Consider the following 24,414-nt stretch of genomic DNA (forward strand, 5'->3'; position numbering starts at 1 on the left):
CGAGGGCGCAATTGTGCGCGCGCACGAAGCTACCTCCGCCGATCAAGGAAACAACTACCACAGCAGGAAATGAGGGAGCACCCTTGACTCTCAACAAAGCTCAAGACTCCGGGCGAGCAAACGGCTTTGCCGCCCTGCCGGAGCGGCTCTCCGACTCGTTCATCGTGTCCCTAACCGACGCTGCCTGTGCGGGCGTGGGAGGCGAAACCCAGCCGACCGCGGCCGTCTACTCGGGGCTTCCCCTGGCCCGGATCCCGCTGGCGGACCCGCCGGCTGTGCGGGAAGCTTTTGTTCGCGCTCACACGGCCCAGCGCAGTTGGGCGAGCGTTCCGGTCCGGGAACGGGCCCAGGTTTTCTTACGCTTTCACGACTTGGTCCTGGCCCGGCAAGAGGAAGCGCTGGACCTAATCCAGGCCGAGAACGGCAAGACCAGGCGGGACGCCTTCCTGGAAGTGATGGATGTGGCTATCACCGCTCGCTACTATGCCCGGACCGCGGGGAAGCTGTTGCGCCCACAGCGACGCCGGGGGGCATTCCCGCTCCTGACACGCACGAGCGAACTCCGGCACCCGAAAGGGGTGATCTCCGTGATCTCCCCGTGGAACTATCCCCTCAGCATGGCGGCCGGGGACGCGATCCCCGCGCTGATTGCCGGCAACGCTGTCGTGCAAAAGCCTGACACCCAGACGGCTCTGACTGCGCTCTGGTCGCTGCAACTGCTCCGGGAGGCCGGTCTGCCCGCGGATGTGTGGCAGATGGTTTTTGGTCCCAGTCGTTCCCTGGGGGAACCGCTGCTGCAAAACGCGGACTATGTCATGTTCACCGGGTCCACAGCTTCCGGACGGAGGATCGCAGCCCAGGCAGGGGAGCGGTTGATCGGAGCCTCCCTGGAACTTGGTGGGAAGAACCCAATGATTGTGCTTCCGGACGCGGACTTGGACCGAACTGTCCGTGGGGCGATTACCGCTGCCTTTCCCTCAGCCGGGCAGCTGTGCGTCTCGATCGAGCGCATCTACCTGCCCGCAGCTCTCTACGATGATTTCGCCCACCGATTTGTGAGCGCCACCAAGCAGCTCAAAGTTGGGGGAACCTACGACTGGACGATGGATGTTGGCAGCCTGACCACTTCTGCCCAACTCGACACCGTCTCGGCACAGGTAGCGGATGCGGTTGAGAAGGGGGCCACTCTCCTGGCGGGTGGGAAAGCCCGTCCGGACCTGGGACCCCTGTTCTTCGAGCCGACGATTTTGGCCGGGGTGACGCCGGACATGGCGCTGCACCGGGAGGAAACCTTCGGACCGGTGGTAGCGCTCTACCGGTATTCGAACGTAAATGAGGCCATCAGGCTAGCCAACGACTCCCCCTACGGTTTGAACGCGAGCGTGTGGGGGAGGGACGGTGCCCGGGCGCGGTCGGTGGCCGCCCAGATTCGAACCGGAACCGTCAATGTGAACGAGGCGTTTGCCGCCGCCTGGGGCAGCCTTGACGCGCCGATGGGCGGAATGGGGGATTCGGGCCTTGGCCGGCGCCATGGAGCCGACGGACTGCTCAAATACACCGAACCGCAAACGATTGCCCAGCAGCGGCTTCTAGGTTTCGGTGCCCCGCGCGGTGTTTCCCCCAAATACTGGGCCAAGCTGCTGACGGGCGCCCTCCGCCTCCTAAAAGCCACCGGAACCCAGTAGCCACCGATCCAAGTAGTCACCGGAACCATGGTCCAGGTCCCACCGGCCACGTACACTGGTGCCGGGAGGGAAGATGCGAAAACTTGGCGCCATCATGGTCGGTGCGGTTTTCCTTCTGTCTGCCTGTAGCTCCAGTCCGGAGCCGTTGCCCGCGCCGACCGCGCTTCCCGCAGTGTCTGTGCCCGAGGAGTTGAAGGACGACGCGCAGCAGGTAGAACTGGCCCAGATGGAGTTGGAACGCTTCCTCACCGCCAATCGGCAGGCCGCAGAGACCGACTACGCTCAGGATGAGCGGGCCCGGGCTTACCTCTCTGACAGTATTCCGGCGCAAAACGACTACTTGGAGCTGGTCCAGGGGGACACGTGGTTTTCCCGTGCAGAGGAAGTGGATAAGCCCGTGATCTCTGCCCAGGTGGCATCATTTTCCCCGCAGCCGCACCGCCCGGGAAACCTAGCGGGGCTGACTTTCGAAGTCTGCTATCAGGGGCCCAACTGTGTGGCGGTGACGCTGAGCAAGAAGTCCGCGGACAACTGGAAGGTCTCCGCCATCAAGTTGCAGTCTTAGCGGCCGTGGGAAAGGACCAGCCGAAGGCCCACCTCGCCAAACCTCACCCGGCCGTAACCCAAAGGCCCAGTAGTGCCGCCCCAATGCCCAGCACCAGGGTCCCCAGCGCGGCCGCCAGGCCGGACCCCCAGTCACGCGCCCGCAAAAGGGACGCGGCCTCGACGCTGGCGGTAGAGAACGTGGTGTACCCGCCCATCAGGCCGGTCCCGAGCACGGTGAGCCACGGTCCCGACAGCGACCCCGCGAACACCCCGAGCACAAAAGATCCGGTGATGTTAATGAACATGGTTACCCACGGGCTCGGGCGGGAAAACAGCTGTCCCAAATAGAAGTCGATGGCAAAACGCAGTGCTGCTCCGATGGCTCCGCCCAGTCCCACCAGCCAAATCACCGGCCACCTCGTTTCAAGGCGCGGGCAAGCTGATCCCCAACCAGTGCCGCCCCCAGGCCGAGCGCGACCGCCGCCAGACTCACCCAGAGAGAGGACAGGTTCTGGGCAAAAGTCAAAGAGAAAGCCGAATAGGTGGTGAACCCGCCCAGGAAACCGGTGCCGAGGAGCAGTCGGTAGGCCCGGGTGCGCGGACCCGGCCGGCTGAGCGAGCCGAGCAGCAGACCCAGCAGGAAGGCTCCGACTGTGTTCACCGTTAGGAGGGTAGCGACCGGTTGGCTGGCTCCGAGCTCGGTCAGGCCGTAGCGGCTGAGGGTCCCGGCAAAGCCGCCCACCATCACGGCAGCGTACTCCCACCAGGCCGGGTGGGTTGGAGAAAACTTCACCAGGCCATGTTAGCCCCCGGTCCTAGTTGGGCTTCGATCAGGTTCATTGTAACGTTATGGCGAGGAGGCAAGGTGGGGCGGAAACGGTGGCAAATTGGGGCAGCTTTGGCGCTGCTGATCCCGGTCAGTTGCGCGTTGGTAACGGCCGGCGCCTCGCTGACCACACCTGCGAAGGCCCCTGCGCCTGTTCCCTCCGTCTCGGCTGCCCCGACCCCGTTTCCACTGCTGTCCCCAGCTCCGCAGCCCACCCCCGAAGTGAAGGAAAAGCTGGAGATCTCGCCTGAGCTGTTGTTCCTCCGAAAGCAGATCCGAGAGGTATTTGGATCCGACCTGCCCCCGGAGCTAGCCGAACTGCTGGCTGAGGTTGTACCCGGCGCAGATCCGGAGTTGGCAGCTGAGTTGCGCCGCGCCGCGACTGACGCGCACCTCAAAGAACTATTTTCCGAGGGGGAAGCAGCCGTGGTGTTGGCCGAGGCCAATACCGGGGAGTGGCTCTACTCGTTGAACCCGGACCGGCCAATGGTGGCCGCCAGCACCTACAAGCTGTTCGTGATGACCGATATCCTCTGGCACGTTCAGGACGGCTCACTGCCGTGGGCCAGCTACATCGGGAACCAGTCGGTCTCCGACTGCCTCAGTTCCATGGTGGTTGAATCCGACAATGAGTGTTCGGAGGAGTGGCTCTACCTGATGGGCTACGATCACTTGGACCAGGTGGCCCAGCAGATGAGTGCAACCGAGACCAGCTTCCAACCGGGGAACCTGATCACTACCGCTGCAGATTTGTCCCAACTCCTGACCCAGCTGTGGCAGGGGAGGCTGCTGGACGAAAAACACACTCAGTACGCGCTGGACCTGATGGCTGAGCAGATTTTTCGCGAGGGGATTCCGGCCGGACTGGGGCCGGATGTTTGGGTGGCTGACAAGGTGGGCTGGCTGGACGGAGTCTACAATGATGCCGCCATTTTCCGGCTGCCGGAAGGCGACGAGGGGGTAATGGTGATCCTGACGGAGGGACTTTCACCCACTGTCACGGCCCGCGCCGCGGCAATTATGTACCAGTGGACTTACACTGGGAGAGACGACAATCACAACTAAGGGGATAATTATGGGCCTGCGGCACGTGGTGATGTGGGAGCTCAATGCAGATGACCGGGCAGAGACGGCCAAGGAACTGGCTGCTGAGCTGCGGGGCTTGGCCGGGCGGGTGCCCGGGGTGGAGTCGCTTAGCGCAACGGTCAACACCGAGGCGATCGAGGGGAACTGGGACTTGGTTCTGGACGTGACCTTCACGGATCGGGCGGCGCTGGACGCGTATCAGGTCCACCCGGACCACCAGGCGGTGGCGGCGAAGATTCGCGCGGCAGCTAGCCGTCGAGCGGCCATCGACGGCCTGGTTTAGCCGACTCCGTCTAGCCTGGTCAAATTGGGAATCCCGGCTGTTGCCCCCTATCATTGGGGGTGCAGTACGGGGCGTAGCGCAGCTTGGTAGCGCATCCGCTTTGGGAGCGGAAGGTCGCAGGTTCAAATCCTGTCGCCCCGACTATTTATGCCTATTTGGCGCTCTGCCTCAGATTCCATCGAGGGCCGGGACGCGGGCCGCTACTTTCCACCTGATCGGGCCAGAAACTCGCGCGTCTCCGGGCGCTGCGGATCGTCAAACACCTGGTCGGGTGGGCCGATCTCAACCAGCTCACCGCGGTGCAGGAATGCCACCAGGTCCGACACTTGCCGGGCAAACTCCATCTCGTGGGTGGCCATCAAAATCGTGGAGCCCGACTGCTTCAGCTCCTGGACCAAGTCCAGGACTTCGCCCACCAACTGGGGATCCAACGCAGAGGTGATTTCGTCCAGCAGCAGCAGTTCCGGGTCGGTGGCAATGGCCCGTGCGATGGCCACCCGCTGTTGCTGGCCGCCGGAAAGTCGGTCGGGGTAGGCGTCAGCTTTGTCGGCCAACCCAATCCGGGCCAGCAGCTCCCGTCCCCGCTGGTTCGCCTCGGCTCGGCCTACCTTCTTCACTTTGCGCAATGCCAGGGTGACGTTGTCGAGCACCGAAATGTGGGGGAACAAGTTGTAGTGCTGGAACACCACGCCGATCCGGGCCCGGATCAGGTCCGCATCCACGGTCGGGTCGGTGATGTCTTCCTCTGCCAGGAAGATCTGTCCGTCGTCCACCCGTTCCAACAGGTTGATGGTTTTCAGCAGCGTGGACTTGCCGGAACCAGAAGCGCCAATCAGAGCCACCGCCTGGTGTTGGAACACCTCCAGGTCGATGCCTTTCAGGATGTGGTTCTCGCCGAACCACTTGTGGACGTTGTCCACCCGCAGGACTGCGCTCATACCTGTCCTCCGATCTGCTCGCGGGACTGGGCCCGAGCCGAATACCAGTCAGTCAACCGGATGAAGGGCCATGACAGCAGGATGAACAGGATTCCGGCGACCACGTAGGGGGTGGAATTGTAGGTGGTGGCCGAGGCAATTTGGGCTGCCCGAATCGCATCCACCGCGCCCAGGATCGAAATCAGGCCGACGTCTTTTTGCATGGAGACGAAGTCGTTCATCAGGGCGGGGGTCACCTTCCGAATGGCCTGAGGCAGGACCACAATCCGAAGGGTCTGGTAGTAGCTGAGCCCCAGGGAGCGGGCCGCCATTCGCTGCGAGGGGTGAATCGCCTCGATCCCCGCTCGCAGCACTTCGCTCACGTAGGCGGAGTAGCACAGAATTAGCGCGATCGTGCCCCAGACAGCGGAGGGGAGGCGGGGAAAAATGTCCAGGGCGGGGATCCCGTTGCCAACCAGGTAAAGGACCAGCAGCACGGGTAGGCCCCGGAAAATGTCGGTGTAGCCCGCGGCCAGCAGGCGAATGGGGGTGAAGACCGCCCCCTTCAGCGTCCGGGCGATTGCCAGCAGCGAGCCGAAAATTGCCACCCCGATGGTGGCGAAGAATAGGGCCCGGATGTTCAGCCACAGGCCGGTCAAAATCTTGGGGAAGAACTGGGCGCCAATCTCCCAGTTAAAGAAGGACTGCTGGACCGAGGACCAGCCGGGTGAGCCCACCACGAAAAACCCGATTACCACGGTGAACACAACGGTGGAACCAACCGAGATCAGGATGGAGCGGCGACTCTGTCGGCGCCTGTAGGCGCGGCGCTCCTCTTCGACCGGGCTGGCGGCGGGCCGTCCCTGGGTCTGTTGCATCCTCATGGGCCTCTTCACATCTGCTCGTGGTCAACCGGTGGGGCAGTGCCTAACTGGCACGGAGCGGACACTGGGAACTAGCCCAATGCCCGCTCCGATCCTACCGGTCGATGCTATCTCAGGTAGGTGCTACTTCAGGATCGGCCCTACTTCAGCACCGGCGCACTGGCGCCTTCCGCGATCCAGGTGTTCTCCAGCTCGGCCAGGGTGCCGTTTGCTGCCAGTGCGTCGACCGCCGCCGAGACGGCCGGGGTCAGCTCAGAATCCTTGGGCAGCAGGAAGGCGAACTGGTCACCGTCCCCGGCTACCGGGGCGAACTGGCCCACGACCACGCCGTTATCGAGCACGGCTGCCTGCAGGTACAGCACCGTGGGCAGGTCGGTGACCAGGGCGTCGATCTGCCCGGCCTTCAGAGAGGCCACCGCATCGTCGTTGCTGTTGAAGACGGCGATTTCCTTGGTGGGAGCCACCTGCTCTTCCAAAATCGCTGCTGCGTTAGAGCCGGCCGCCACCCCGAACTTGACGTCCTTCAGGTCGGCGAGCGACTTCGCGTCTGCCCCGGTGTTGCCCTCCACGGAGACAATGGCCTGGGTGGTGGTGTAGTACGGGGAGCTAAAATCAACGGCCTTTTCGCGTTCCGGGGTGACCGTGAACTGCTGAATGTTGACGTCGAAATCCTTCGGGCCGGGGGCAATCACCGTGTCGAACGGGGTGCGAATCCAAACCACGTTTTCGCGGGCAAAGCCCAGCTCCTCGGCCACCGCGTAGGCGACCGCCGCTTCAAAACCTTCGCCCGACTCGGGATCGTCGTTTTCGACCCAGGGGGAGAACGCGGGCTCACCGGTGGCAACGGTCAGTTTGCCCGGGGTGACCGTGGGCAGCGCGTCGGCTTCGGGGGTGTTGACCGGGGCGGCCGATTCGGATTGGGAAGAGGACTGGGTTTCGGATTCCCCGGTGGAGCCACCCGCCCCGCACGCCGCCATGCTGAGACCGGCCATTGCGGCCAGGGTCCCCAGGCCAAGACGTTTGACTAGTGGCAGCGATGAAGTGAGAGAACTGGACATTGCGACTCCTTTTTGACAGTTCGAAATATGCGAACGGGGCAAAACTACCAAAGGCCAGGGGGACGGCCAGAACTCTTCCATCCGTTGGACCCGCCGCAGGTGGACGCGCTGTGCGCTAACTGCTTGCGTGCCATATGCTATGCCAAAAGTTAACCGGAAAGAGGGAACAGATGAGCGAAACCGCGGACGTGGTCGGAATTGTTGTTTTTCAGTCCGACTTTGGCCTGCGCGACGGGGCAGTGGCGGCCATGAAGGGGGTCGCTTCGGGGGTGGATCTGAATCTGCGGCTCTACGATCTGACCCATCAGATTCCGCCCTACACCATCTGGGATGGGGCCTACCGGCTCTATCAGACCCTGGAGTACTGGCCGGCCGGTACCGTATTCGTGTCCGTGGTCGATCCGGGCGTAGGGTCTGCCCGGAAGTCCGTGGTGGCCCGAACCAAGACCGGACACTTCGTAGTGACACCTGACAACGGCACCCTCACCCTGATTGCCGATGTCTATGGGATTGCCGAAATGCGAGAGATCAACGAGGCGGTTAACCGCCGCACCGACTCGCACAACCCGTACACCTTTCACGGGCGGGACGTCTACGCCTACACCGGCGCTCGATTGGCCGCGGGGATCATCACCTTTGAGCAGGTGGGGGACCTGGTGACCGAGCCGCCGCTGGCTTTGGACTATCAGCGGGCCTCGATCCAGGCGGGGCAATTGCACGGCAACGTGCCGGCGCTGGACATTAGGTTCGGCAACGTCTGGACGAATATCAGCCACCAGTTGGCTGAGGAGTTTGGCCTGACCTTGGGCCAGCAGTACCGGGTCGAGGTGTTCTCTGGGGAAGAGCGAGTCTTTGCCGGGGACCTGCCGTACGTGAACGTCTTTGCCGACGTCGAAGACCAGGGGCCTCTGATCTACTTCAACTCATTGGATCAGCTTTCCCTGGCCACCAACCTGGGCAACTTTGCCCGGGAGAACGGCATTTCCCATGGGAACGAATGGTCGGTGACGGTCTCCAAGCTGGGCTGAGTCACCACGCCCCGCTCCCTGCGATCGGCTGCGCTATCTGTGGACAACTCCGCCCGGGTGCAGCAGGATCGAGACCAGGAAAAAGGAGTGGCTGATGGAGATTATCTGGATCTGGGCCGGCATCTTGCTGGTGGTGGTGACCCTGGTGGACACCTTCTTTACCGTCCTCAACTACAACGAACCCGGCCTGATCACCAATCGCGTGGTGGTGCAGGAGTGGCGCTTTATCCGTTTCGTCACCTCGCGGCTGAACGGTCACGTCCGACGGTTCGTCTATCGCCAGATGACCGGGGTGATGCTGACCAGCGTGATCCTGGTGTGGCTGGCCGGCCTCATTCTGGGCTTCTCCTTTATCTATATGGGGGCCCTGCAGTCCGGTGCCCTCACCCACGACCAGGGTGCCCCTCCGGGTTACTGGGGCGCGCTCTACTACTCGATGGGGCAGTTCTCGACGGTTGGCTCCACCCACTTCAGCCCTGAGACCACCTGGGTCAACATGCTCTCGGTGATCGAAACTCTGCTCTCGATTGTGCTGCTGTCGATGGTGATCACTTTCCTGAGCAACGTTTACAGTTCGATTCAGGCCCTCCGGACCCTGTGTGCCTCCTTCCCGGCGCCGGGCTCGAAGGTGGGCTCGCCGGTGGACACGCTGGCCCCCTATTTTCCCAGTCAGGACACCTGGTCCCTCGAAATCCATCTGGTGGCTGTCCGCGGCAACTTCAACACCTACTTCGACTCGTTGGCGCAGGATCACTCTTCCCTTGTCTTCCAAAGTGGCAAGGACCAGTTCTCGATGCCCTTTGGGGTCTACATGACGGCCGGCACCCTGGAGGTGCTTCGCTTCGGCCTGCCCGAGCAGCACGTTGCCCGGTCGCTGGCGGAGTTGGAGCGGCTGCACTACTCGTTTGCCGGGTGCCAGGAAGAACTTTACGGACTCTTGCGGTGGGATTTGCCCGAGGCGGCCACCCCGATGGAGGAGGCGGAGTTCTGGCGCGAGTGGAAGAGCGCCAGTGCGGGGGAGTGCGGGGGAGACTTCAGCGTGGTTCGGTTCCACCGTTTGCGCCAAGTTACTGCTGATTTGGCTCAGATCTCCCCGGATTACGGCGAGGAAGACCTCTACCGCACCTATTGCCGGTGGCTCGAGGCGATAACCCAGTATGACGACTTCATCTCTCGGTCCAGTCGCTATCTTGGCTACCGCCCTGCGACTTCGGGTGGACGCTTCCCGCTAATTGATCCAATTGACAAATATGGTTGGCTAATTACGAAATAACTAATGGCGAAGTTTACAAAATATGAGCGTGTTTCAAATAGCCTAGGGCCTAGGTCCTAATTGCCAGCCCTTGTTTGGGCCCATGGTCCCACGCCAGCCGAATTATCCCTGAAAAAAACGTGAATATAGGCCTCGGAGCTGCCCTTTTGAACCTGGGGCTCCGGGGCCTCCCCCTATGATTGGAACCAGGCAGAACCGCTGTCGACGTACAACCGAAGGGGATTGGCGCCATGGCTGAAAAAACAGGGCGAAGCTCTTGGTCGCCTCGTTTTATTCTGGCAGCGGCCGCTGTTTTCATCGTAGGAATCATGGGTGGATTGGCGGTCTACACCTTTATCTATGCGAAAGGCGCGTCGTATTTGTCCAGCGACCCGCAAGCTTGCATTAACTGCCACATCATGAACGACCAATACGACGGATGGATTGCCGGGCCGCACGCCAACGTGGCTACCTGCGCCGACTGCCATCTGCCTCACGACAACGTAGTCCACAAGTACGCGGTTAAGGCCGAAAACGGCTTTATGCACGCACTGAAGTTCACCACCGGCTGGCACCCGGAGAACATCGAGGCCCGACCGGTCAGTCTGCGGGTCACGAATAACGCCTGCCTCACCTGTCACGACGATTTCACTTACAGCGCTCGTCACCCCGGGGTCACCGGCGACGACGAAGTTTTTGACTGTATCCGCTGCCATTCCGGCGTGGGACACGAGTAGGAGTAGAAATGAGCGAGCAAACGCCGTCCCAGGGAAAGTCGAAGAACCGGCTGGTTCTCTTGGTGCTCATCCTCGTCGGAGCTTTCGCTGCCACCGTGGTGATCACCGCCCTGCTGATGAACATCTTTGAGAAGAAGCAGGAGGGGGCCAAGACCTTCACCGAGGTGGTGGCCCTGGACGAAACCACGGTCGATCCCGCGATTTGGGGCAAGAACTTCCCCATTCAGTACGAGGCCTACAAGCGCACTGCCGAATACACTCCGTCCCAACACTCGGGCGAAATGGTGCCCCACGACGTGGCCGGGGACCCGCGCACCGAGGTGAAGTCCTCCAAGATTGAAGAGGATCCCCGCCTGGTAACCATGTGGACCGGTTACGCCTTCGCGACCGACTACCGCCACGCGCGCGGCCATGAGTACATGACCCTGGATCAGGAATTCACCCGACGCAACACCGAGTTCAAGCAACCCGGTACCTGTGCCAACTGCCACGCTTCGATGCCGGCCGTTTACAAGGAGTTGGGCAATGGCGACGTGGATGCCGGCTTTGAAAAGATGGGCACGATGCCCCTGGGTGACCTGCTGGACATGACCGAGCACCCGGTGGCCTGCATCGACTGTCACGACCCGGCCACGATGGAACTGCGGATTACCCGGCCCGCCTTTGAACGCGGCATTGCCGACCTGAAGGCCAGCGAGGGAATCGAGAACTACGACGTCAACCGCGACGCCACCCGTCAGGAGATGCGCTCCTACGTCTGTGCCCAGTGCCACGTCGAATACTACTTCGCCGGGGAGGACAAGGTCTTGACCTTCCCGTGGGCCAATGGGCTGGACCTGGATGACATCTGGGACTACTACCAGGAAGTCGGTCACGTTGACTGGGAGCACGGCACCACCGGCGCGAAGGTGCTGAAGGCGCAGCACCCCGAGTTCGACGTTTGGGCCCAGGGCGTCCATGCCGCCAACGGTGTGAGCTGCGCTGACTGCCACATGAGCTACGAGCGAGTGGGGGCCGCCAAGGTCACCAACCACCACATCACCTCGCCGATGGCGGATCTGAATGCTTCCTGCGGTACCTGCCACACCGACACGGACGTCCTCGAAGAGCGGGTCACCACGATTCAGGACCGCTTCATCGAGTCCCGCGACCGGGCGATGGATGCGCTGGTCTCGCTGATTCACGACATTGAGGCCGCCCAGAAGAACGGCACTCCGGAAGCCAACATCAAGCTGGCTCAGGAATACCAGAATAAGGCGAGCTTCTACGTGGACTACGTCTACTCGGAGAACTCCTACGGCTTCCACGCTCCTGACTACGAGCAGCGGATCCTCAGCCAGTCGCTGGACGCGGCCCGCAAGGGTCAGCTGGCACTGCGCGGGGCCACCGCCGAAGAGCTGTCGGCATCTGACATCACTACCAACAACCTGACCGCTTCCCTGCGGTCCGGCGGGGGGCAAAGTGGGCACTGATCCCACCGAAAATAAAGCAGCAATCCTGGAGTTCCTGGCCTACGCGCCCCCGGAGGTAAAGGCCTGGGCCCAGCGACAAGTAGAAATATTGGAAGGAACCGGTCCAGACGCTGTCCCGCCGACGGCTGACGAGGTAGTTGAGGCGGAGCTGGCCCCGGTCGGCTCGCCCGACCTCGAGTTGTCCGCCCCTGACTCGACCAACCCGGATTCGGCCCACTCCGAACCGGATGTTGAAGACGGCATTGAGGACGAACCCGAGGACTTCTACAACGATATGGAGGGGGAGGACGACCTGCTGCACCGTCGTCCGAAGGCGGCCGTGCCCGCGGCCGTCCGCCCCGCCTCGTCCCACCGCTTCCCGGCGGCAGCCAAGTTTGCCCTGGGATTGGTGCTGGTCGTCGGCGTCGGGTTCGGCGTCTGGTTTGGTGGGCGCCCCTCCGGCACCGAGGAGCAGCTTCCCACGATGGGGGCCTCCCAGGGGGTCACCGAGGAGGAGGCGGCCGCCCGCGCTACCGAGTTGGAGGCTCTGATTGCCGCCAGCCCCGACGATGTCGATGCGCGCCTGGAACTGGGCGTCATCTACTTCAACCAGGCCAAGGTCAACGAGGCCAGTGAGCAGTGGCTGGCGGTAACCGAGTTGGATCCGGAGAACATCACCGCTTGGTACAACCTGGGGTTTGCCTACCTGTCCGACCCGGACCAGGCCGATCGGGCCCAGGAAGCCTGGCAGAAGGTGATCGACATCGATCCTGATTCCGACCTGGCCCAGACCATCTCGATGCATATGGACAGCGTTATCGACTGATGGACGCAGTGTCTTTCCCCCTCGTCTTCCTGGCCGGGATCGTTTCGTTCGCCGCTCCCTGCTTCCTGCCGATCGTGCCCGTGTTCGTGGCCTATCTGGCGGGTCAGCCGGCGACGGTCCCGGTCGCTACCGGTTTCATCCGACCGGAGGATCGCCAGGTCCAGGCCCCGGTGGGCGGGGGCAAAGGGATGGCGCTGCGCAACTCGCTCGCTTTCGTCGCCGCTTTCTCCGCCGTCTTTATCGGCCTGTGGGGGCTGATCTCCCTGATCGGCTGGGTGGTTGGCGATTTCCGGCCGGCACTGCGGGTGGGAGGCGGAATCCTGCTGATCCTCCTGGGCCTCTACACCGGGGGGATCCTGAAACTCAGCTGGCTGGATCGCTCGATTGGCGGACCCAAGCTGAAGGCGGGACAACCCACCATGGCTCGCTCCGCCCTGATGGGACTGGCCTTTGGCGCGGGCTGGTCGCCCTGCATTGGTCCGGTGCTGGGGGTGGTGCTGGGAATGGCGGTGACCACCGGCTCGGCCGGCCACGGCCTGGCCCTGCTGGTTGTCTACTGCCTGGGACTGGGACTTCCGTTCGTGCTGGTGGCCCTGGGGGTCGACCGGCTGACCGCGAAGCTGTCCTGGTTTAGCCGCCATTTCCGCGCGATTCAACTGATCAGTGCGGCCTTGTTGATGCTGATGGGGTTCTTGATGATCACCGACCTGTTGGCACCCTTGAGCGGGTTCTCTTGGGTAAATCTGTAGGAAGAGAGAGAAGATGACTGAACCAGCCGGCCCCACGGTCCAAGTGGGAGAGGAGCAGCCCCGGGAGCACGAAGTTGCCGTCACCGAGGTGTTCCACTGGGTCTACCGTCTTTTCTACTCAAAGACGGTCGGCCTAATTCTGATCCTGCTGATGGCGTTCTACGCCGTCTTTGGGTCCCTGATCATGCAGGCGCAGCCGGGGACTTTTGACGATCCGGCCGCCAAAGCCCAATTCCTGGCTCAGGCGCAGGAAGTTTACGGCGGGTGGACTTCGATCCTGAACGCCGTCGGGTTCTTCCACATCTTTACTTCGGTGGGGTTCTACGTCATCGTCTCGCTGTTGGCGCTGAGCATCATTGCCTGCACCGTGCACCGGATCCCCGAGTTGTGGAAGCGCTACCGGGAGCCGCGCGTGCACGTGGCTGCCCGCTTCTTTGCCAAGGCGCGTTACCGCGGCACCGTGCCAACCACCGCCTCGTCCACCGAGACGCTCGAAGCGGCCCGGCGCGTGCTGAGACGCAACCGCTTCCGCTACCTGGAGGACCCGCGCGAGCCGGGCGTGGCCGCCTACGCGGACCGCTACGCCTGGAGCGGGATCGGGACCGTCATCGCTCACCTCAGCTTCATCCTGATTCTGGCCGCCTTCGTCATCAGCTCGACCTGGGGGATTGAAGAGGACATGGCCGTGCCCGTGGGCGGCTCCGTTCCGGTGGGACACGGGACCGACCTGAGCGTGCAGGCGCTCTCGTTCAAAGACAGCTACACCGAGACGGGCCGGCCCGCCGACTACGTCTCTGTGATTCAGATTCTCGACGGGGATGAAGTGCTGGCCGAGCAGGAAGTTCGGGTCAACTCGCCCCTGGACTACGGCGGTTTCCGCTTCCACCAGTCTTCGTTCGGCATCGCTGCTGACGTGAGCATTGCCGATGCAAGCGGAGAGACCCTCTTCTCCGGCTCGGTCCCGCTGAAGTGGACCTCCAACGACGGGCAGAAGGCTGTCGGGCGAGTCGACTTGGAGGGACTGGAAGTCGTGGTTGTCACCCCGGCCTCCGGGGCGGTCGACTCCGGGATTCCGGTCGGCACGGCCGTGTTTGAGGTGTACCAGGCCGAGGCGGAGGAGCCGCTGGGAGTGGTGGGCGTGACCCAGGGCGAGAGCGAGACGGTTGAGGGATACACCGTTTCCTTCGAGCGGGAACGCCAGTACACCGGGATCCGGATGCGGCAGGACCCCGGCGCCCCCTGGATGTGGGTTGGGTCCATCCTGCTGGTGGTCGGCATGAGCATCACCTTCATGTTCCCCTACCGGCGCCTGTGGTTGCGCCACGAAGAGGGCGAGCTTCTGTTCGGCGCGGTTTCCCGCCTCGACTACTCCTACCAGCGAATGTTCGAAAAACTAGTGGCCGAAGTGGACCAGGAACTTGGTTCGGCCAGCAGAGAGGAAAACCATGGATAGCATTTTGGTCGTGGCCGAGTACATCCTGACCGCGGCACTCGTGTTCGTGGTGCTGGCGCTGGTGTGTGACCTGGTAGTGGTGACCACCAAGCGTGCCAAGCAGCCTGAGAAGGTAGCGGTCGGTGCGACCGTCACCTCGCAGGTCGGCACCTACGAACGGCAGAAACTGCCGACCGGATTGGCGCTGTACGCCACCGGCTTCACCTTCATTTCCTTCATCCTGACCCTGGCCTACCTGGTGATCCGGATGACCCAGACCGGCTACGGCCCGTTCTCAAATCAGCACGAGTTCGCCGTCTCCTTCGTGCTGGGGATCCTGGGTGCCTACCTGGTGGCCGAGTACCTGTGGCGGGTTCGGATCCTGTCGCTGATGGTGCTCCCGGTGGCCGCCGCGCTGCTGCTCTACTCGATGACGCTGGACACCACCGTGCAGCCGCTCATCCCCGCCCTGCAGAACAACCTGCTGCTCACCCTGCACGTTGGCTTCGCGATTGCGGCCTACGGCGCGGCTGCAGTTTCGTTCGGCGCTGCCGTCCTGTACCTGATCTACCCGAACCTGAAGATCCGTCGCCTCCCCCCGCGGGACCTGTTCGACGACATTGGCTACAAGGCCGCGACGGTGACCTTCCCGATGCTGACCATCATGATTGTGCTGGGTGCCGTCTGGGCCAACACCGCCTGGGGCCGGTACTGGGGTTGGGATCCGAAGGAGACCGCCGCGCTGGTAACCTGGCTGATCTACGGGGCCTACCTGCATGCCCGCGTCACCCGCGGCTGGCAGGGCAAGCGCAGTGCCTGGCTGCTGATCATCGGTTTCGCGGCCGTGCTGTTTGCCTACTTTGGGAACCACTTCTTTGGCGGTCTGCACTCGTATGCCTGAGAAACGTGCCTTTAGAGAGACCCCGCTCGGCAACATTGTCATTCTGGCGGTCGTCACCCTGATAGTTTTGGCCGGCATCTGGCTGGTGGGTAGCTGGCGGGACGGGGGTGCGTCAGCTGCGGCCGAGTCGGGGGACACCACCGGCGTGTCCGAGGTGGACGTGCCCGACAGTGGCCAGCCCGCCCCGGAAGTGGGGCAGCCGGCCCCGGCCTTCACCGCGCGGACCACCGGCGGCGACACCTTCGAGGTGGGCGAACCGGGCCAGCCCACCTGGTTGATCTTCAACGCCACCTGGTGCTCCAACTGTCGGGCGGAAGTTCCCGACATTCAGGAGGTTTATCAGCAGGTGGGGGACCGGGCTCAGATCATCTCGGTCTACGTCTCTGACACCCCAAGCGCCGTGTTGGATTACAGCGCCAAGCTGAACCTGACCTACCCGCAGGTGATCGACAGCGGCAACAAGATCGCCTCCCTGTACCGAGTGATGGGCTTGCCCACCCACTACTTCCTCGATGCGGATGGAAACATCCACAGCGTGGAGGTGGGGACGCTGGGACAGGCCCAGGTCTTGGCGAAGCTAGCCGAGCTGGGCGTGCAGGTCGGCGGGTAGTTCGGCGGGTAGTTCGGCAGGTGGTTCGGCCAATTTGGTCGACGCCGAAATTTCTGTATCATTAGGAGGTGTTCTTGCCCCGGCAAGACGCCGCGAGTGTAGCTCAATGGTAGAGCCTCTGCCTTCCAAGCAGATGGTGCGGGTTCGATTCCCGTCACTCGCTCCACTGGCCGTTTGAAGCAAAAGTCGGCTTTCCATTCAACCAATCGTGATCGGCGGAGTCGTCCATTTGCGCCTTGGTTTAGCTTTTCAGGTAAAACGCGGCCTCTACTGGGAGCCGGTCATTTTCCCGAGCCGGCTTTCACTTGTTTGCGTGCCGTTCGGCGGGCCCGGCGCAGGTCAGTTCGCTGGTCTGCCCACTCGGTCACCGAGGGGGAGGTCAGGGCCATCAGCAGCGGCACCGCCATCATCACCGACAGCAGGTACTGGTCGAACTCGGGGCTGCTGCCAAGTCGCCACCAGGTGACGAAGGCCGGGACAATGGTGAGGGTGGCGGCGGCCATCAGGAAGAGCCGGGCCGGCCGAAACCCATCCCACATCAGGGCAGCCAACCCGGCAAACACCGCGGCGCCCAGCAGGTAGCTGACCACGTAGGTGCGGACGATCTGATCCGGGGTAGCAGCAGCCAGTAGCCCCTGGTCGGGGAGCAACTTGGTGACGGCCCCCGCGTATGAGCCCGAGTCGCGCAGGGCCAGGACGGACCAGGCCACCATTCCCCCGATCTGCAACAAAATCAGCAGCATGGCGACGTAAATCGGGATTGGCCGCTCTGCCCGCAAGAACTCTTTGGCGTCATCCAGGTGGGAGGGGAGGTGGGTGGGCTCCGCCGGCTTGGAGGCCGGGACTGGGCGCAGATCCACGATCGGCAGGGCCCCGTCGGTCTTGATCGAGTCGCCGCCGCCGTTGCGGGAGTGATAGGCGGTGGAAAAGTCGGCCAGAACCCGGACTTTCACCTCCGGATTTGCATCCTGCAGAGTCTGGACCACGTGGTCGCGTTCCTGATCCGTGTTCTCGGCAATCTTGTGCGTCACCTGCAGGGTGAAGAGTGACAGCCCGACCGACTTGTCATAGGTGGCCGCCCCGAGCCAACCGACCCGGGTCCCGCCGGGTAGCGGCCATGCTGGGGGACACTGCCAGAACCGGATGTGGTGGCGCTGAGCCGGGTTCCCCTCGACCTCCTGTTGAAAGGCTAGGTCCTGCTGCCGGTTGAACAGCAGGAGTGGGCTGACCGGGGCCTGCGGGTAGGACTTCCGCGTCAGCGTGGACAGAGCGATGCCCAGGGAGGTTCGCAGGGTGATCGGGTCGGCCTTCACCCACCCGGCCCGGTGCATTGCGGCCTCCACCTGCGCTTCAGTGCCGTGAAAGGCCAGATTGACGGGGTCGCCCAGCAGTCCCTCGGTGGTGCGGGCGCGGCCGATGAAGTAGTCCGGGACATACAGGGTGGTGAGGACCCGGTGAATCCGGGGGAGCAGCAGGTAGGCCAGCGTGGCCCACAGGAGGATCAACCAGGCGAACACGGTCCAGTGAAACGAGTGAATGTTGGACAGCGAGACGACGAACAGCCAGCAGGAGGCGGCGGTGGCCAGCAGGAAGAATGCGCCGTCGGCGGCGGCGTTGAGCCGTTCCCAGCGGTGGGAAGTTCGGTGGATCGGTCGTGCCATGGTGCCTCCCCGCGGTCCAATTGAGGCCAGTATGGCATGCGGGAGCAGCCCCGGCTCGCGCTGGGCCGGCTCGCCACCCAAGCAAGGGGTTCCGGGCCACGCCACCTCCCGGCCCCGGCTCGGGAGCAATCTCACGAAGACGGCTCACATCACTATTAACCAACTGGGCGGGCGTCCCGTAAACTAGAGGACAGTGTCTGCATCCGCGGACTGCCCTAATTATCGAACTAGCTGGGAGACTAACCCCGTGAAGAGCACTGTTGAAAGCCTTGAGCCGACCCGCGTAAAGGTGACTGTCGAAGCTGACTATGACGAGCTGAAGCCGGATATGGATAAGGCCTACCGCGAGATCGCGCAGCAGGTTTCCATCCCGGGGTTCCGGAAGGGGCACGTCCCGCCGCGGATCATTGACCAGCGCTTTGGCCGCGGGGTCGTGATCGAGCAGGTCGTGAACGAGGTGCTGCCCGGGCTGTACTCGCGCGCGGTGATGGACAACGAACTGCGCCCGGTGTCCCAGCCGGACGTCGACGTGGTTGAGGTCCCGGCGGCCGAGGGTGAGCCCGGCGGACTGCTGAAGTTCACCGCCGAGGTCGACGTGGTTCCAGCGTTTGACGTGCCCGAGTTTGAAGGCCTGGAAGTGGAAGTCTCCCCGGTTGAGGTCGACGACGAGGCCGTCCAGGCTGAGCTCGACGAGCTGCGGGGCCGGTTCGCCACCCTGAAGAACCTGGAGCGGGCGGCTGAAGACGGCGACTACCTGACCCTGGACCTGGAAGCCAAGGTGGGCGACGAAGTGATCGACACCCTGTCCGAGGTGTCCTACGAGCTGGGCTCGGGCAACATGCTGGAAGGTCAGGATGAGGCACTGCGCGGCCAGGAGGCCGGGGCGGAAGTCACCTTCACCTCGACCGTTCGCGGCGGCGAGTACGCCGGCCAGGATGCCACCATCGAGGTCAAGGTCATCTCGGTCAAGGAGCGGGAACTGCCCGAGGCTGACGACGACTTTGCCCAGATGGTTTCCGAGTTTGATACGGCCGAGGAACTGCTGGCCGACCTGCGCGAGCAGGTGGCCCGCCGCGGTGTCTCGCAGCAGGCGCTGGAGGCCCGCGACAAGCTGCTGGCCCAGCTGCTGGAGCAGACCGAGATCCTGCTGCCCGAGTCCGCAATTGAGCACGAGCTGTCGCACCGGGTGGACGAGAACACCTCGGACGAGGACAAGCAGTCGATCCGTGAGGCTGTGGAGAACGACCTGCGTCAATCCATCTTCCTGGAGACCCTGGCGGAGAAGAGCGACGTTCAGGTTGGTCAGCAGGAACTCTTCGAGTTCATGATGCAGACCGCCCAGACCTTCGGCATGGATCCGGGACAGCTGTTCCAGGATCAGCGTCAGATCCAGAACATGATGGTGGAGCTGGCCCGGACCAAGGCACTGGTGGCGGTGCTGCGCGGCGCCACCGTCAAGGACACCAACGGCGAACTGGTTGACATCAGCGAGTTCACCGCGGATCCGGCCGAGGCGGAAGCCCCGAGCTTCGAAGAGCAGATTGAAGAAGTCACCGAAGAGGTGGCGGAAGAAGCCAAGGAAGACTAACCACGTACTTCCTGAGCGGGGCGGCCTTCGGGTCGCCCCGCTTTTGCGTTAGTGCCCAATTTGGATCGCGCCGGGCCTCACCGGGGGCTAGCTGCCCGGAGCCGGTGGTGGGGGCGGGTCCAGGTTGGGCGGGAAACCGAGGTCATGGCCAGGAGCTGCTCGGCCACGTTGCTGGTGGTGACCAGACAGGTGAGCAGCCCGGTCAGGGCCATCGAGTGCAGGGCGTTGGTCTTGTCCAGCCCGCCGGCCACCGCGATCACCTGAGTGGTGCGGGCGATCTGGTCGGGCTCAATTGAGATCCGGCGGTGATCCAGATCGGTGAGAACCTGGTGTCCCTCCGCGTCGAAGAACAGACCGCAAAAGTCGGCGGCCACGCCTTTTTCGTCCAGTTCCTGGGAGATTTCCGGGGCAAACTCTGACTCAAGCTGGGTCACCCGCGGTTGCCAGGAACCAATTGAGGACAGGGCGATGTCGAGCCGATCGTAGTAGGCAAACACGTTTTGGACGCTGGGTTCGCGGCGGAGGGCCCGCGCGGTGTTAACCGAGGCGGCGTACAGGGGCGCCAGCAGTGCCTTGGTTTCCGAGTGGGAGTTTTCCCTGATCCGGGCCGCCACCTCGATCGGTGAACGGGTGATGTCGTTGCCCACCACGCCGGTGAGCTGGACCAAAGTCACCCTTGGCAGCGGGTCCAGGTGATTGGCCACCGGGAGCAGAGTGCGGCCCCAGGCCAGCCCGATGATGTCATCTTTTTGGACTATTCGGCCGACATACTCGGCGGCGGCTTCGCCCAGGTGGTCCCGCTCAGTTTCGGCGATTGGGTCGGCATCCACCACAATTACCCGTTCCAACTGCAGGTGATTAGCCAGGGCTATTTCCAGGTCGTAGTAGGTGGACCTGGTCCGCCTGATGGTGATCTGGACAATGCCGCTGTCTCGCGCCTCTTCCAGCAGTCGTGCCACTTTGAAGCGCGACAAATTCAGGTCCTTACCGATTTCAGTCTTACTTTGATCTTCAACATAGAAGCGCTCGGCCACTTCGGCGAGTAGTTCAACTGAGTCTGCGGGCTGGATGCTCAATGGATTTCCTAACCGCCAGTTCATCTTGTGTTGGCCCAATAGTACCGTCGTTGGTCCCTCCATCGGGGCCAATTTGATTGCTCACATGAGCATACTACGTGACTTGATGCTCGAGTGAGAATGGTGTTACTGTGGTCTCAACTCAAACGAGCACTTCCAGCTCAATCGAGCAAAGGAGCCGATATGAAAACTCGCCGGGCTGTTCCACAGGAGCTTGGTGTCCTTGGGGTCGTCGTCCTAGTTGGAATCATCATGGGCAGCATTTCGCCCGAGTTCCGCACCGCCAGCAACATGAGCGTCCTGCTGCTGAACGGGGCGGTCGTCATGTTCTTGGCCCTCGGGCAAACCACCGTGCTGCTGACCGGCGGGATCGACCTGTCCGTCGGTTCCAACATTGCCCTCACCGGCATGATCGCGGCCATGTCAATGCAGGCGGGGGCACCCTGGTGGTTAGCCGCCATCTTCGCCATCCTGGGCGGGGTAGCCGTCGGTCTGTTCAACGGGGCCATGGTCTACTACGGGAAAATGCCCCCGTTCATCGTCACCTTCGCCACCTTCGGCATCGCTGCTTCGATTCCGAAGATTCTGACCAATGCTCGCTCGGTCACGGTAACCGACCCGATGTTCGCTTTCTTTGGTCGCGGGTCAGTCTTCGGGATCCCGATTCCGGTCATTATGGTGGTGGTGGCCGCCCTCATCATCGGCTTCATGCTGACCAAGACTCCGACCGGCGTGCACATCTACGCGGTTGGCGGCAACAAGGAGACCGCCCGGCTGGCGGGGATCAACATTGCTCGCACCACGATCCTGGTCTACGTCATCTCGGGGATCACCGCCGCCTTCGGAGGCATCATCACCGCCTCCCGTCTGATGGTGGGGTACCCAACCGCCGGGTCCGGAAACGAACAGTTCTACTCAATTGCTTCCTCCGTGGTGGGCGGCGTCAGCCTCTTCGGCGGAGTCGGCACTATCCTCGGCGCCTTTATCGGGTCCCTTCTGATCGCGGAAGTCTCCAACGGGATGAACGTGATCGGGGTGGAGTCCTACTGGCAGCCCCTCGTCATCGGCGCGATCATCCTGGTCGGCGTCCTCATCGACACCAATCGGCGGAACATTTCTCTCCGAAAGCTGTTCCGCCTGGGCGGAGCCAATGAACCAACCTCCCCCGGAAAGGAGGCGCTAGTTCACACTCTTGACCCCGACTAGTCACACTCACCTTCTACTTCACACACATTTCCTAAAGGAGGAAAAATGAAACGAGTTGGTTCGCTCTTCGGGCTGGCCCTGTCAGTTGGCGCCATCGCCCTGGCTGGCTGCTCCGCCGTGGATACCGGCGTCAGTAAGAGCACGGAGGAGTCAGGCCAATCTGGCAGCGACAGCGCCGCCAGTGCCCAGATTCCCGAATCCTGCAAGGAAGATGGCGCCCTCCTGGGGGTCCTGCTTCCCAACCAAACCAATCCCTACTACGTGGCGATGAAGCAGGGCTTCGAAGAAGCTGCTGCCGAAAACGGCATGAAGGCCGAAGTAGCCATTGCCGACGACGATGACGCTCAGCAGTTGGCCCAGGCCGAGGCCATGTTGCAGAAGAACCTGTGTGCGCTGGCGTTGAACCCGGTCAAGTCCGAGCCGGCGGCGGCCATCATCAAGGCGGCCAACGACGCGAACGTCCCGGTCTTCACCGTGAACGTGATCGCCGATCCCGATGCCCTCGCGGCTCAGGGAGCGCATATCATCCAGTACCTGGGTGCGGACAACAAGGCCGGTGGAGCCCAGGTGGCCGAGCAGGTGCTGGCTGACTTCGGCGCCGACGCGGAGATCAACGTGGGCTACGTGACCGAGCCCGACGAAGTTCCGGTGGTAATCCGGGACGAAGGGTTTGAGGAGGTGCTCTCGACCAACCCGAACGCCAAGGTGATCGCCAAGGTGGACGGCAACGTCAAGGCAGAGGACTCCCTCAACGTCACCACGGAAATGCTGCAGGGTAACCCGAGCATGAACGCGATCTTCGCCTCGACCGGTCCTGCCGCTCAGGGCGCCCTGGAAGCCGTCAAGGCCTCCGGCCGCGACGTGAAGGTGTACGGCTTCTGTGCACCCGAGCTCCCGCTGACCGATGCCTACCCGGGCTGTGCGGCGCAGGAGCCGGAAGACTACGGCCGCCGCGTCGTTGAGCAGATCCGCACCTACGTCGATGGCGGTTCGGTGGAGGCAGAGATTCTGCGTCCGCTGAAGATTTACGTCAACGGGGAAACCCCGGCCCCAGGAGAGGTTGGCTAACATGAACACCCTGAAGGATACCGACCCGAAGCCGGCGCTCCTGAGCGCCAGTGACATTCGCAAATCGTACGGCCCCAACCCGGTGTTGAAAGGCGTCTCTTTCAACCTGCATGCCGGGGAGATCGTTGGGTTCGTCGGCCACAACGGGGCGGGAAAATCCACTCTGTTGAAGGTCTTTGCCGGAGCTCACAAAGCTGACAGCGGTACGCTGAAGCTGGCCGGTCGGTCGGTATCCTTCAGCTCTCCTCAAGACGCCATTGCCGCCGGCGTCTCCACCGTCTACCAGGAGCTCTCGCTGCTACCCAACCTGACGGTGACCCAAAACGTCTGGCTGGGACGGGAACTGGCCGGACCGACCGGGCTGCGGACCGCCCAGATGCGGGCCGGGGCCCAGGAAATTGTCGAGCGCTTCGGCCTCGACGTTGACGTGGACAAGCTGGTGGGCGCCTACCCGGTGGCGACGCGCCAGCTGCTGGAAATCGCAATTGCGGTCTCCAAAGACACCAAGTGTCTGCTGCTGGACGAGCCAACCACCGCCCTTGAAGGCGAGCAGATCACCCACCTCCTGTCCTACCTGCGGAACCTGGCCGACACGGAGGGAATTGGGATTCTACTGGTCAACCACAAGCTGGACGAGCTCTACCAGGTGTGCGACCGGATTGTGGCCCTGATGGACGGGCGCCTTGTGATCGACGCCCCGACCGCCACCGCCAACCGCCGCGACGTGGTGGCAGCTATTGCCGGCCAGGACGCGGTCGACGTGACCGGCGAGAAAAAGCAGGTGGTGCTCGGGGAGCGGGTGCCCTGGTTTGGGGTTGAAGACCTGGTTAACGACACCCTGGGCGGAGTCTCGTTCGATGCCGCTCGCGGACGGGTCCTGGGAGTTTACGGCCTGGGCGGGTCCGGGCGCTCCGAGACGCTGCGGGCCATCGTGGGGGCCGACCGGGTCCGCCGGGGCCGGGTCCGGGTGGGCGACGAGAAGTTTGCGCCGACCACGCCGAGGGCCGCCATTCGTCGCGGCATCGCCTTCCTGACCGAGGAAAGAAAAACCGATGGGATCGTCCCGCAGCAAAACTCCGTCACCAACACGGCCCTGCCGGTGCTGGAACGCTTCACCAGTTGGGGAGTGCTCCGCAGCGGTGGCCTGGACAAGTACGTGAACCGGCTGCTGGAGTTCCTGGAACTGCGCGGCGATCCCCAGGCGCCAATCTCCTCCCTGTCCGGGGGGAACCAGCAGAAAGTTCTGCTGGCCAAGGTGCTGGCGCAAGAACCCAAAGTGCTGCTGCTGGACGAACCCACCAAAGGGGTCGACATCGGGGTCAAAACCGAGATTCACCAGATCCTGCGGGACCTGGCCCACACCGAGGACATGGTGGTGGTGATGGTGTCCTCGGAGGAGGAAGAGATCCTGGACGTTTCGGACGAGGTGATCGTCTTCGCCGGGGGCCGGGTGGTCTCTGACCCACTCCCGGTGGACGAACTGTCCGTCTCTAAACTGCGCCACCTCGCCTGGAGCGAGTAACCCAACAACCTGCTGCCTTCAA

24 protein-coding genes and 2 tRNA genes are annotated in these 24,414 nt (G+C 63.0%); 19 read left to right on the top strand and 7 right to left on the bottom strand.

Features of this window, described 5'->3' with window-relative positions; all coding sequences use genetic code 11:
• Positions 1-83: 83 nt before the first annotated feature.
• Positions 84-1,685, top strand: a complete 1,602-nt coding sequence (locus tag SAC06_RS03790) for a succinic semialdehyde dehydrogenase (RefSeq protein WP_350258883.1) — start codon at positions 84-86, stop codon at positions 1,683-1,685.
• Positions 1,686-1,758: 73 nt separating this feature from the next.
• Positions 1,759-2,250 carry a hypothetical protein gene (locus SAC06_RS03795; protein WP_350258884.1) on the top strand — a complete coding sequence of 164 codons (492 nt, stop codon included), beginning with the start codon at positions 1,759-1,761 and terminating at the stop codon, positions 2,248-2,250.
• Between the two features lie 43 nt (positions 2,251-2,293).
• Here SAC06_RS03795 and SAC06_RS03800 read toward each other — a convergent pair whose 3' ends face one another.
• Both SAC06_RS03800 and SAC06_RS03805 read right to left on the bottom strand, forming a co-directional pair.
• Positions 2,294-2,641, bottom strand: a complete 348-nt coding sequence (locus SAC06_RS03800; RefSeq protein ID WP_350258885.1) for a CrcB family protein — start codon at positions 2,639-2,641, stop codon at positions 2,294-2,296.
• Positions 2,638-3,024 (bottom strand): CrcB family protein, encoded by a 387-nt coding sequence (locus SAC06_RS03805; RefSeq protein ID WP_350258886.1) that lies wholly within the window; start codon positions 3,022-3,024, stop codon positions 2,638-2,640. The genes SAC06_RS03800 and SAC06_RS03805 overlap by 4 nt, the downstream gene beginning before the upstream one ends.
• 72 nt (positions 3,025-3,096) lie before the next feature.
• On the opposite strand from SAC06_RS03805, the gene SAC06_RS03810 reads away from it, so the two are divergent.
• The 3 genes from SAC06_RS03810 (at position 3,097) to SAC06_RS03820 (ending at position 4,567) form a co-directional block, all read left to right on the top strand.
• Positions 3,097-4,122, top strand: a complete 1,026-nt coding sequence (locus SAC06_RS03810) for a serine hydrolase (RefSeq protein WP_350258887.1) — start codon at positions 3,097-3,099, stop codon at positions 4,120-4,122.
• Between the two features lie 10 nt (positions 4,123-4,132).
• Positions 4,133-4,426 (top strand): Dabb family protein, encoded by a 294-nt coding sequence (locus SAC06_RS03815; protein WP_350258888.1) that lies wholly within the window; start codon positions 4,133-4,135, stop codon positions 4,424-4,426.
• A 67-nt stretch (positions 4,427-4,493) separates the two neighbouring features.
• Positions 4,494-4,567 (top strand) — tRNA-Pro (locus SAC06_RS03820).
• 59 nt (positions 4,568-4,626) lie between these two features.
• Here SAC06_RS03820 and SAC06_RS03825 read toward each other — a convergent pair.
• The 3 genes from SAC06_RS03825 to SAC06_RS03835 form a co-directional block, all read right to left on the bottom strand.
• A complete protein-coding gene (locus SAC06_RS03825) occupies positions 4,627-5,364 on the bottom strand; it encodes an amino acid ABC transporter ATP-binding protein (RefSeq protein ID WP_350258889.1) in 738 nt (245 codons plus the stop codon).
• On the bottom strand, positions 5,361-6,227 hold the full coding sequence (locus tag SAC06_RS03830) for an amino acid ABC transporter permease (RefSeq protein WP_350258890.1): 867 nt from the start codon (positions 6,225-6,227) through the stop codon (positions 5,361-5,363). The genes SAC06_RS03825 and SAC06_RS03830 overlap by 4 nt, the downstream gene beginning before the upstream one ends.
• A gap of 140 nt (positions 6,228-6,367) precedes the next feature.
• Positions 6,368-7,285, bottom strand: coding sequence for an ABC transporter substrate-binding protein (locus SAC06_RS03835; RefSeq protein ID WP_350258891.1), 918 nt, complete (start codon positions 7,283-7,285; stop codon positions 6,368-6,370).
• Between the two features lie 170 nt (positions 7,286-7,455).
• On the opposite strand from SAC06_RS03835, the gene SAC06_RS03840 reads away from it, so the two are divergent.
• The 10 genes from SAC06_RS03840 to SAC06_RS03885 all read left to right on the top strand — a co-directional run bounded on the left by SAC06_RS03840 (position 7,456) and on the right by SAC06_RS03885 (position 16,437).
• A complete protein-coding gene (locus SAC06_RS03840; protein WP_350258892.1) occupies positions 7,456-8,313 on the top strand; it encodes an S-adenosyl-l-methionine hydroxide adenosyltransferase family protein in 858 nt (285 codons plus the stop codon).
• A gap of 94 nt (positions 8,314-8,407) precedes the next feature.
• A complete protein-coding gene (locus SAC06_RS03845) occupies positions 8,408-9,586 on the top strand; it encodes a potassium channel family protein (RefSeq protein WP_350258893.1) in 1,179 nt (392 codons plus the stop codon).
• A 230-nt stretch (positions 9,587-9,816) separates the two neighbouring features.
• Positions 9,817-10,302, top strand: coding sequence for a cytochrome c nitrite reductase small subunit (gene nrfH / locus SAC06_RS03850; RefSeq protein ID WP_350258894.1), 486 nt, complete (start codon positions 9,817-9,819; stop codon positions 10,300-10,302).
• An 8-nt stretch (positions 10,303-10,310) separates the two neighbouring features.
• Positions 10,311-11,774, top strand: coding sequence for an ammonia-forming cytochrome c nitrite reductase subunit c552 (locus SAC06_RS03855; protein ID WP_350258895.1), 1,464 nt, complete (start codon positions 10,311-10,313; stop codon positions 11,772-11,774).
• Positions 11,764-12,579 (top strand): tetratricopeptide repeat protein, encoded by an 816-nt coding sequence (locus SAC06_RS03860; RefSeq protein WP_350258896.1) that lies wholly within the window; start codon positions 11,764-11,766, stop codon positions 12,577-12,579. Before SAC06_RS03855 ends, SAC06_RS03860 begins: the two co-directional genes overlap by 11 nt.
• Positions 12,579-13,328, top strand: coding sequence for a cytochrome c biogenesis CcdA family protein (locus SAC06_RS03865; protein ID WP_350258897.1), 750 nt, complete (start codon positions 12,579-12,581; stop codon positions 13,326-13,328). Before SAC06_RS03860 ends, SAC06_RS03865 begins: the two co-directional genes overlap by 1 nt.
• A 13-nt stretch (positions 13,329-13,341) precedes the next feature.
• Positions 13,342-14,781, top strand: a complete 1,440-nt coding sequence (locus tag SAC06_RS03870; protein ID WP_350258898.1) for a cytochrome c biogenesis protein ResB — start codon at positions 13,342-13,344, stop codon at positions 14,779-14,781.
• Positions 14,774-15,661 carry a c-type cytochrome biogenesis protein CcsB gene (gene ccsB / locus SAC06_RS03875; protein ID WP_350258899.1) on the top strand — a complete coding sequence of 296 codons (888 nt, stop codon included), beginning with the start codon at positions 14,774-14,776 and terminating at the stop codon, positions 15,659-15,661. The genes SAC06_RS03870 and ccsB overlap by 8 nt, the downstream gene beginning before the upstream one ends.
• Positions 15,654-16,271 carry a TlpA disulfide reductase family protein gene (locus tag SAC06_RS03880; protein ID WP_350258900.1) on the top strand — a complete coding sequence of 206 codons (618 nt, stop codon included), beginning with the start codon at positions 15,654-15,656 and terminating at the stop codon, positions 16,269-16,271. The genes ccsB and SAC06_RS03880 overlap by 8 nt, the downstream gene beginning before the upstream one ends.
• A gap of 92 nt (positions 16,272-16,363) precedes the next feature.
• Positions 16,364-16,437 (top strand) — tRNA-Gly (locus SAC06_RS03885).
• A 115-nt stretch (positions 16,438-16,552) separates the two neighbouring features.
• On the opposite strand, the gene SAC06_RS03890 is transcribed toward SAC06_RS03885, so the two are convergent.
• Positions 16,553-17,932 (bottom strand): LssY C-terminal domain-containing protein, encoded by a 1,380-nt coding sequence (locus tag SAC06_RS03890; RefSeq protein WP_350258901.1) that lies wholly within the window; start codon positions 17,930-17,932, stop codon positions 16,553-16,555.
• Positions 17,933-18,179: 247 nt separating this feature from the next.
• On the opposite strand from SAC06_RS03890, the gene tig reads away from it, so the two are divergent.
• Entirely contained in the window at positions 18,180-19,520 is a 1,341-nt protein-coding gene (gene tig / locus SAC06_RS03895; RefSeq protein WP_350258902.1) for a trigger factor, read from the top strand.
• A gap of 77 nt (positions 19,521-19,597) precedes the next feature.
• Here the strand turns inward: tig and SAC06_RS03900 are convergent, their stop codons facing one another.
• Positions 19,598-20,596: a sugar-binding transcriptional regulator gene (locus SAC06_RS03900; protein WP_350258903.1), complete on the bottom strand. Its 999-nt coding sequence runs from the start codon at positions 20,594-20,596 to the stop codon at positions 19,598-19,600.
• 183 nt (positions 20,597-20,779) lie between these two features.
• On the opposite strand from SAC06_RS03900, the gene SAC06_RS03905 reads away from it, so the two are divergent.
• Genes SAC06_RS03905 through SAC06_RS03915 form a run of 3 tightly spaced genes read left to right on the top strand, consistent with a single transcriptional unit; the run spans position 20,780 to position 24,392 of the window.
• On the top strand, positions 20,780-21,802 hold the full coding sequence (locus tag SAC06_RS03905; protein ID WP_350258904.1) for an ABC transporter permease: 1,023 nt from the start codon (positions 20,780-20,782) through the stop codon (positions 21,800-21,802).
• 45 nt (positions 21,803-21,847) lie between these two features.
• Entirely contained in the window at positions 21,848-22,870 is a 1,023-nt protein-coding gene (locus tag SAC06_RS03910) for a substrate-binding domain-containing protein (RefSeq protein WP_350258905.1), read from the top strand.
• Position 22,871: 1 nt separating this feature from the next.
• A complete protein-coding gene (locus SAC06_RS03915; protein ID WP_350258906.1) occupies positions 22,872-24,392 on the top strand; it encodes a sugar ABC transporter ATP-binding protein in 1,521 nt (506 codons plus the stop codon).
• Positions 24,393-24,414: the final 22 nt, after the last annotated feature.

The organism is Scrofimicrobium sp. R131 (genome assembly GCF_040256745.1).
Lineage (GTDB): Bacteria > Actinomycetota > Actinomycetes > Actinomycetales > Actinomycetaceae > Scrofimicrobium > Scrofimicrobium appendicitidis.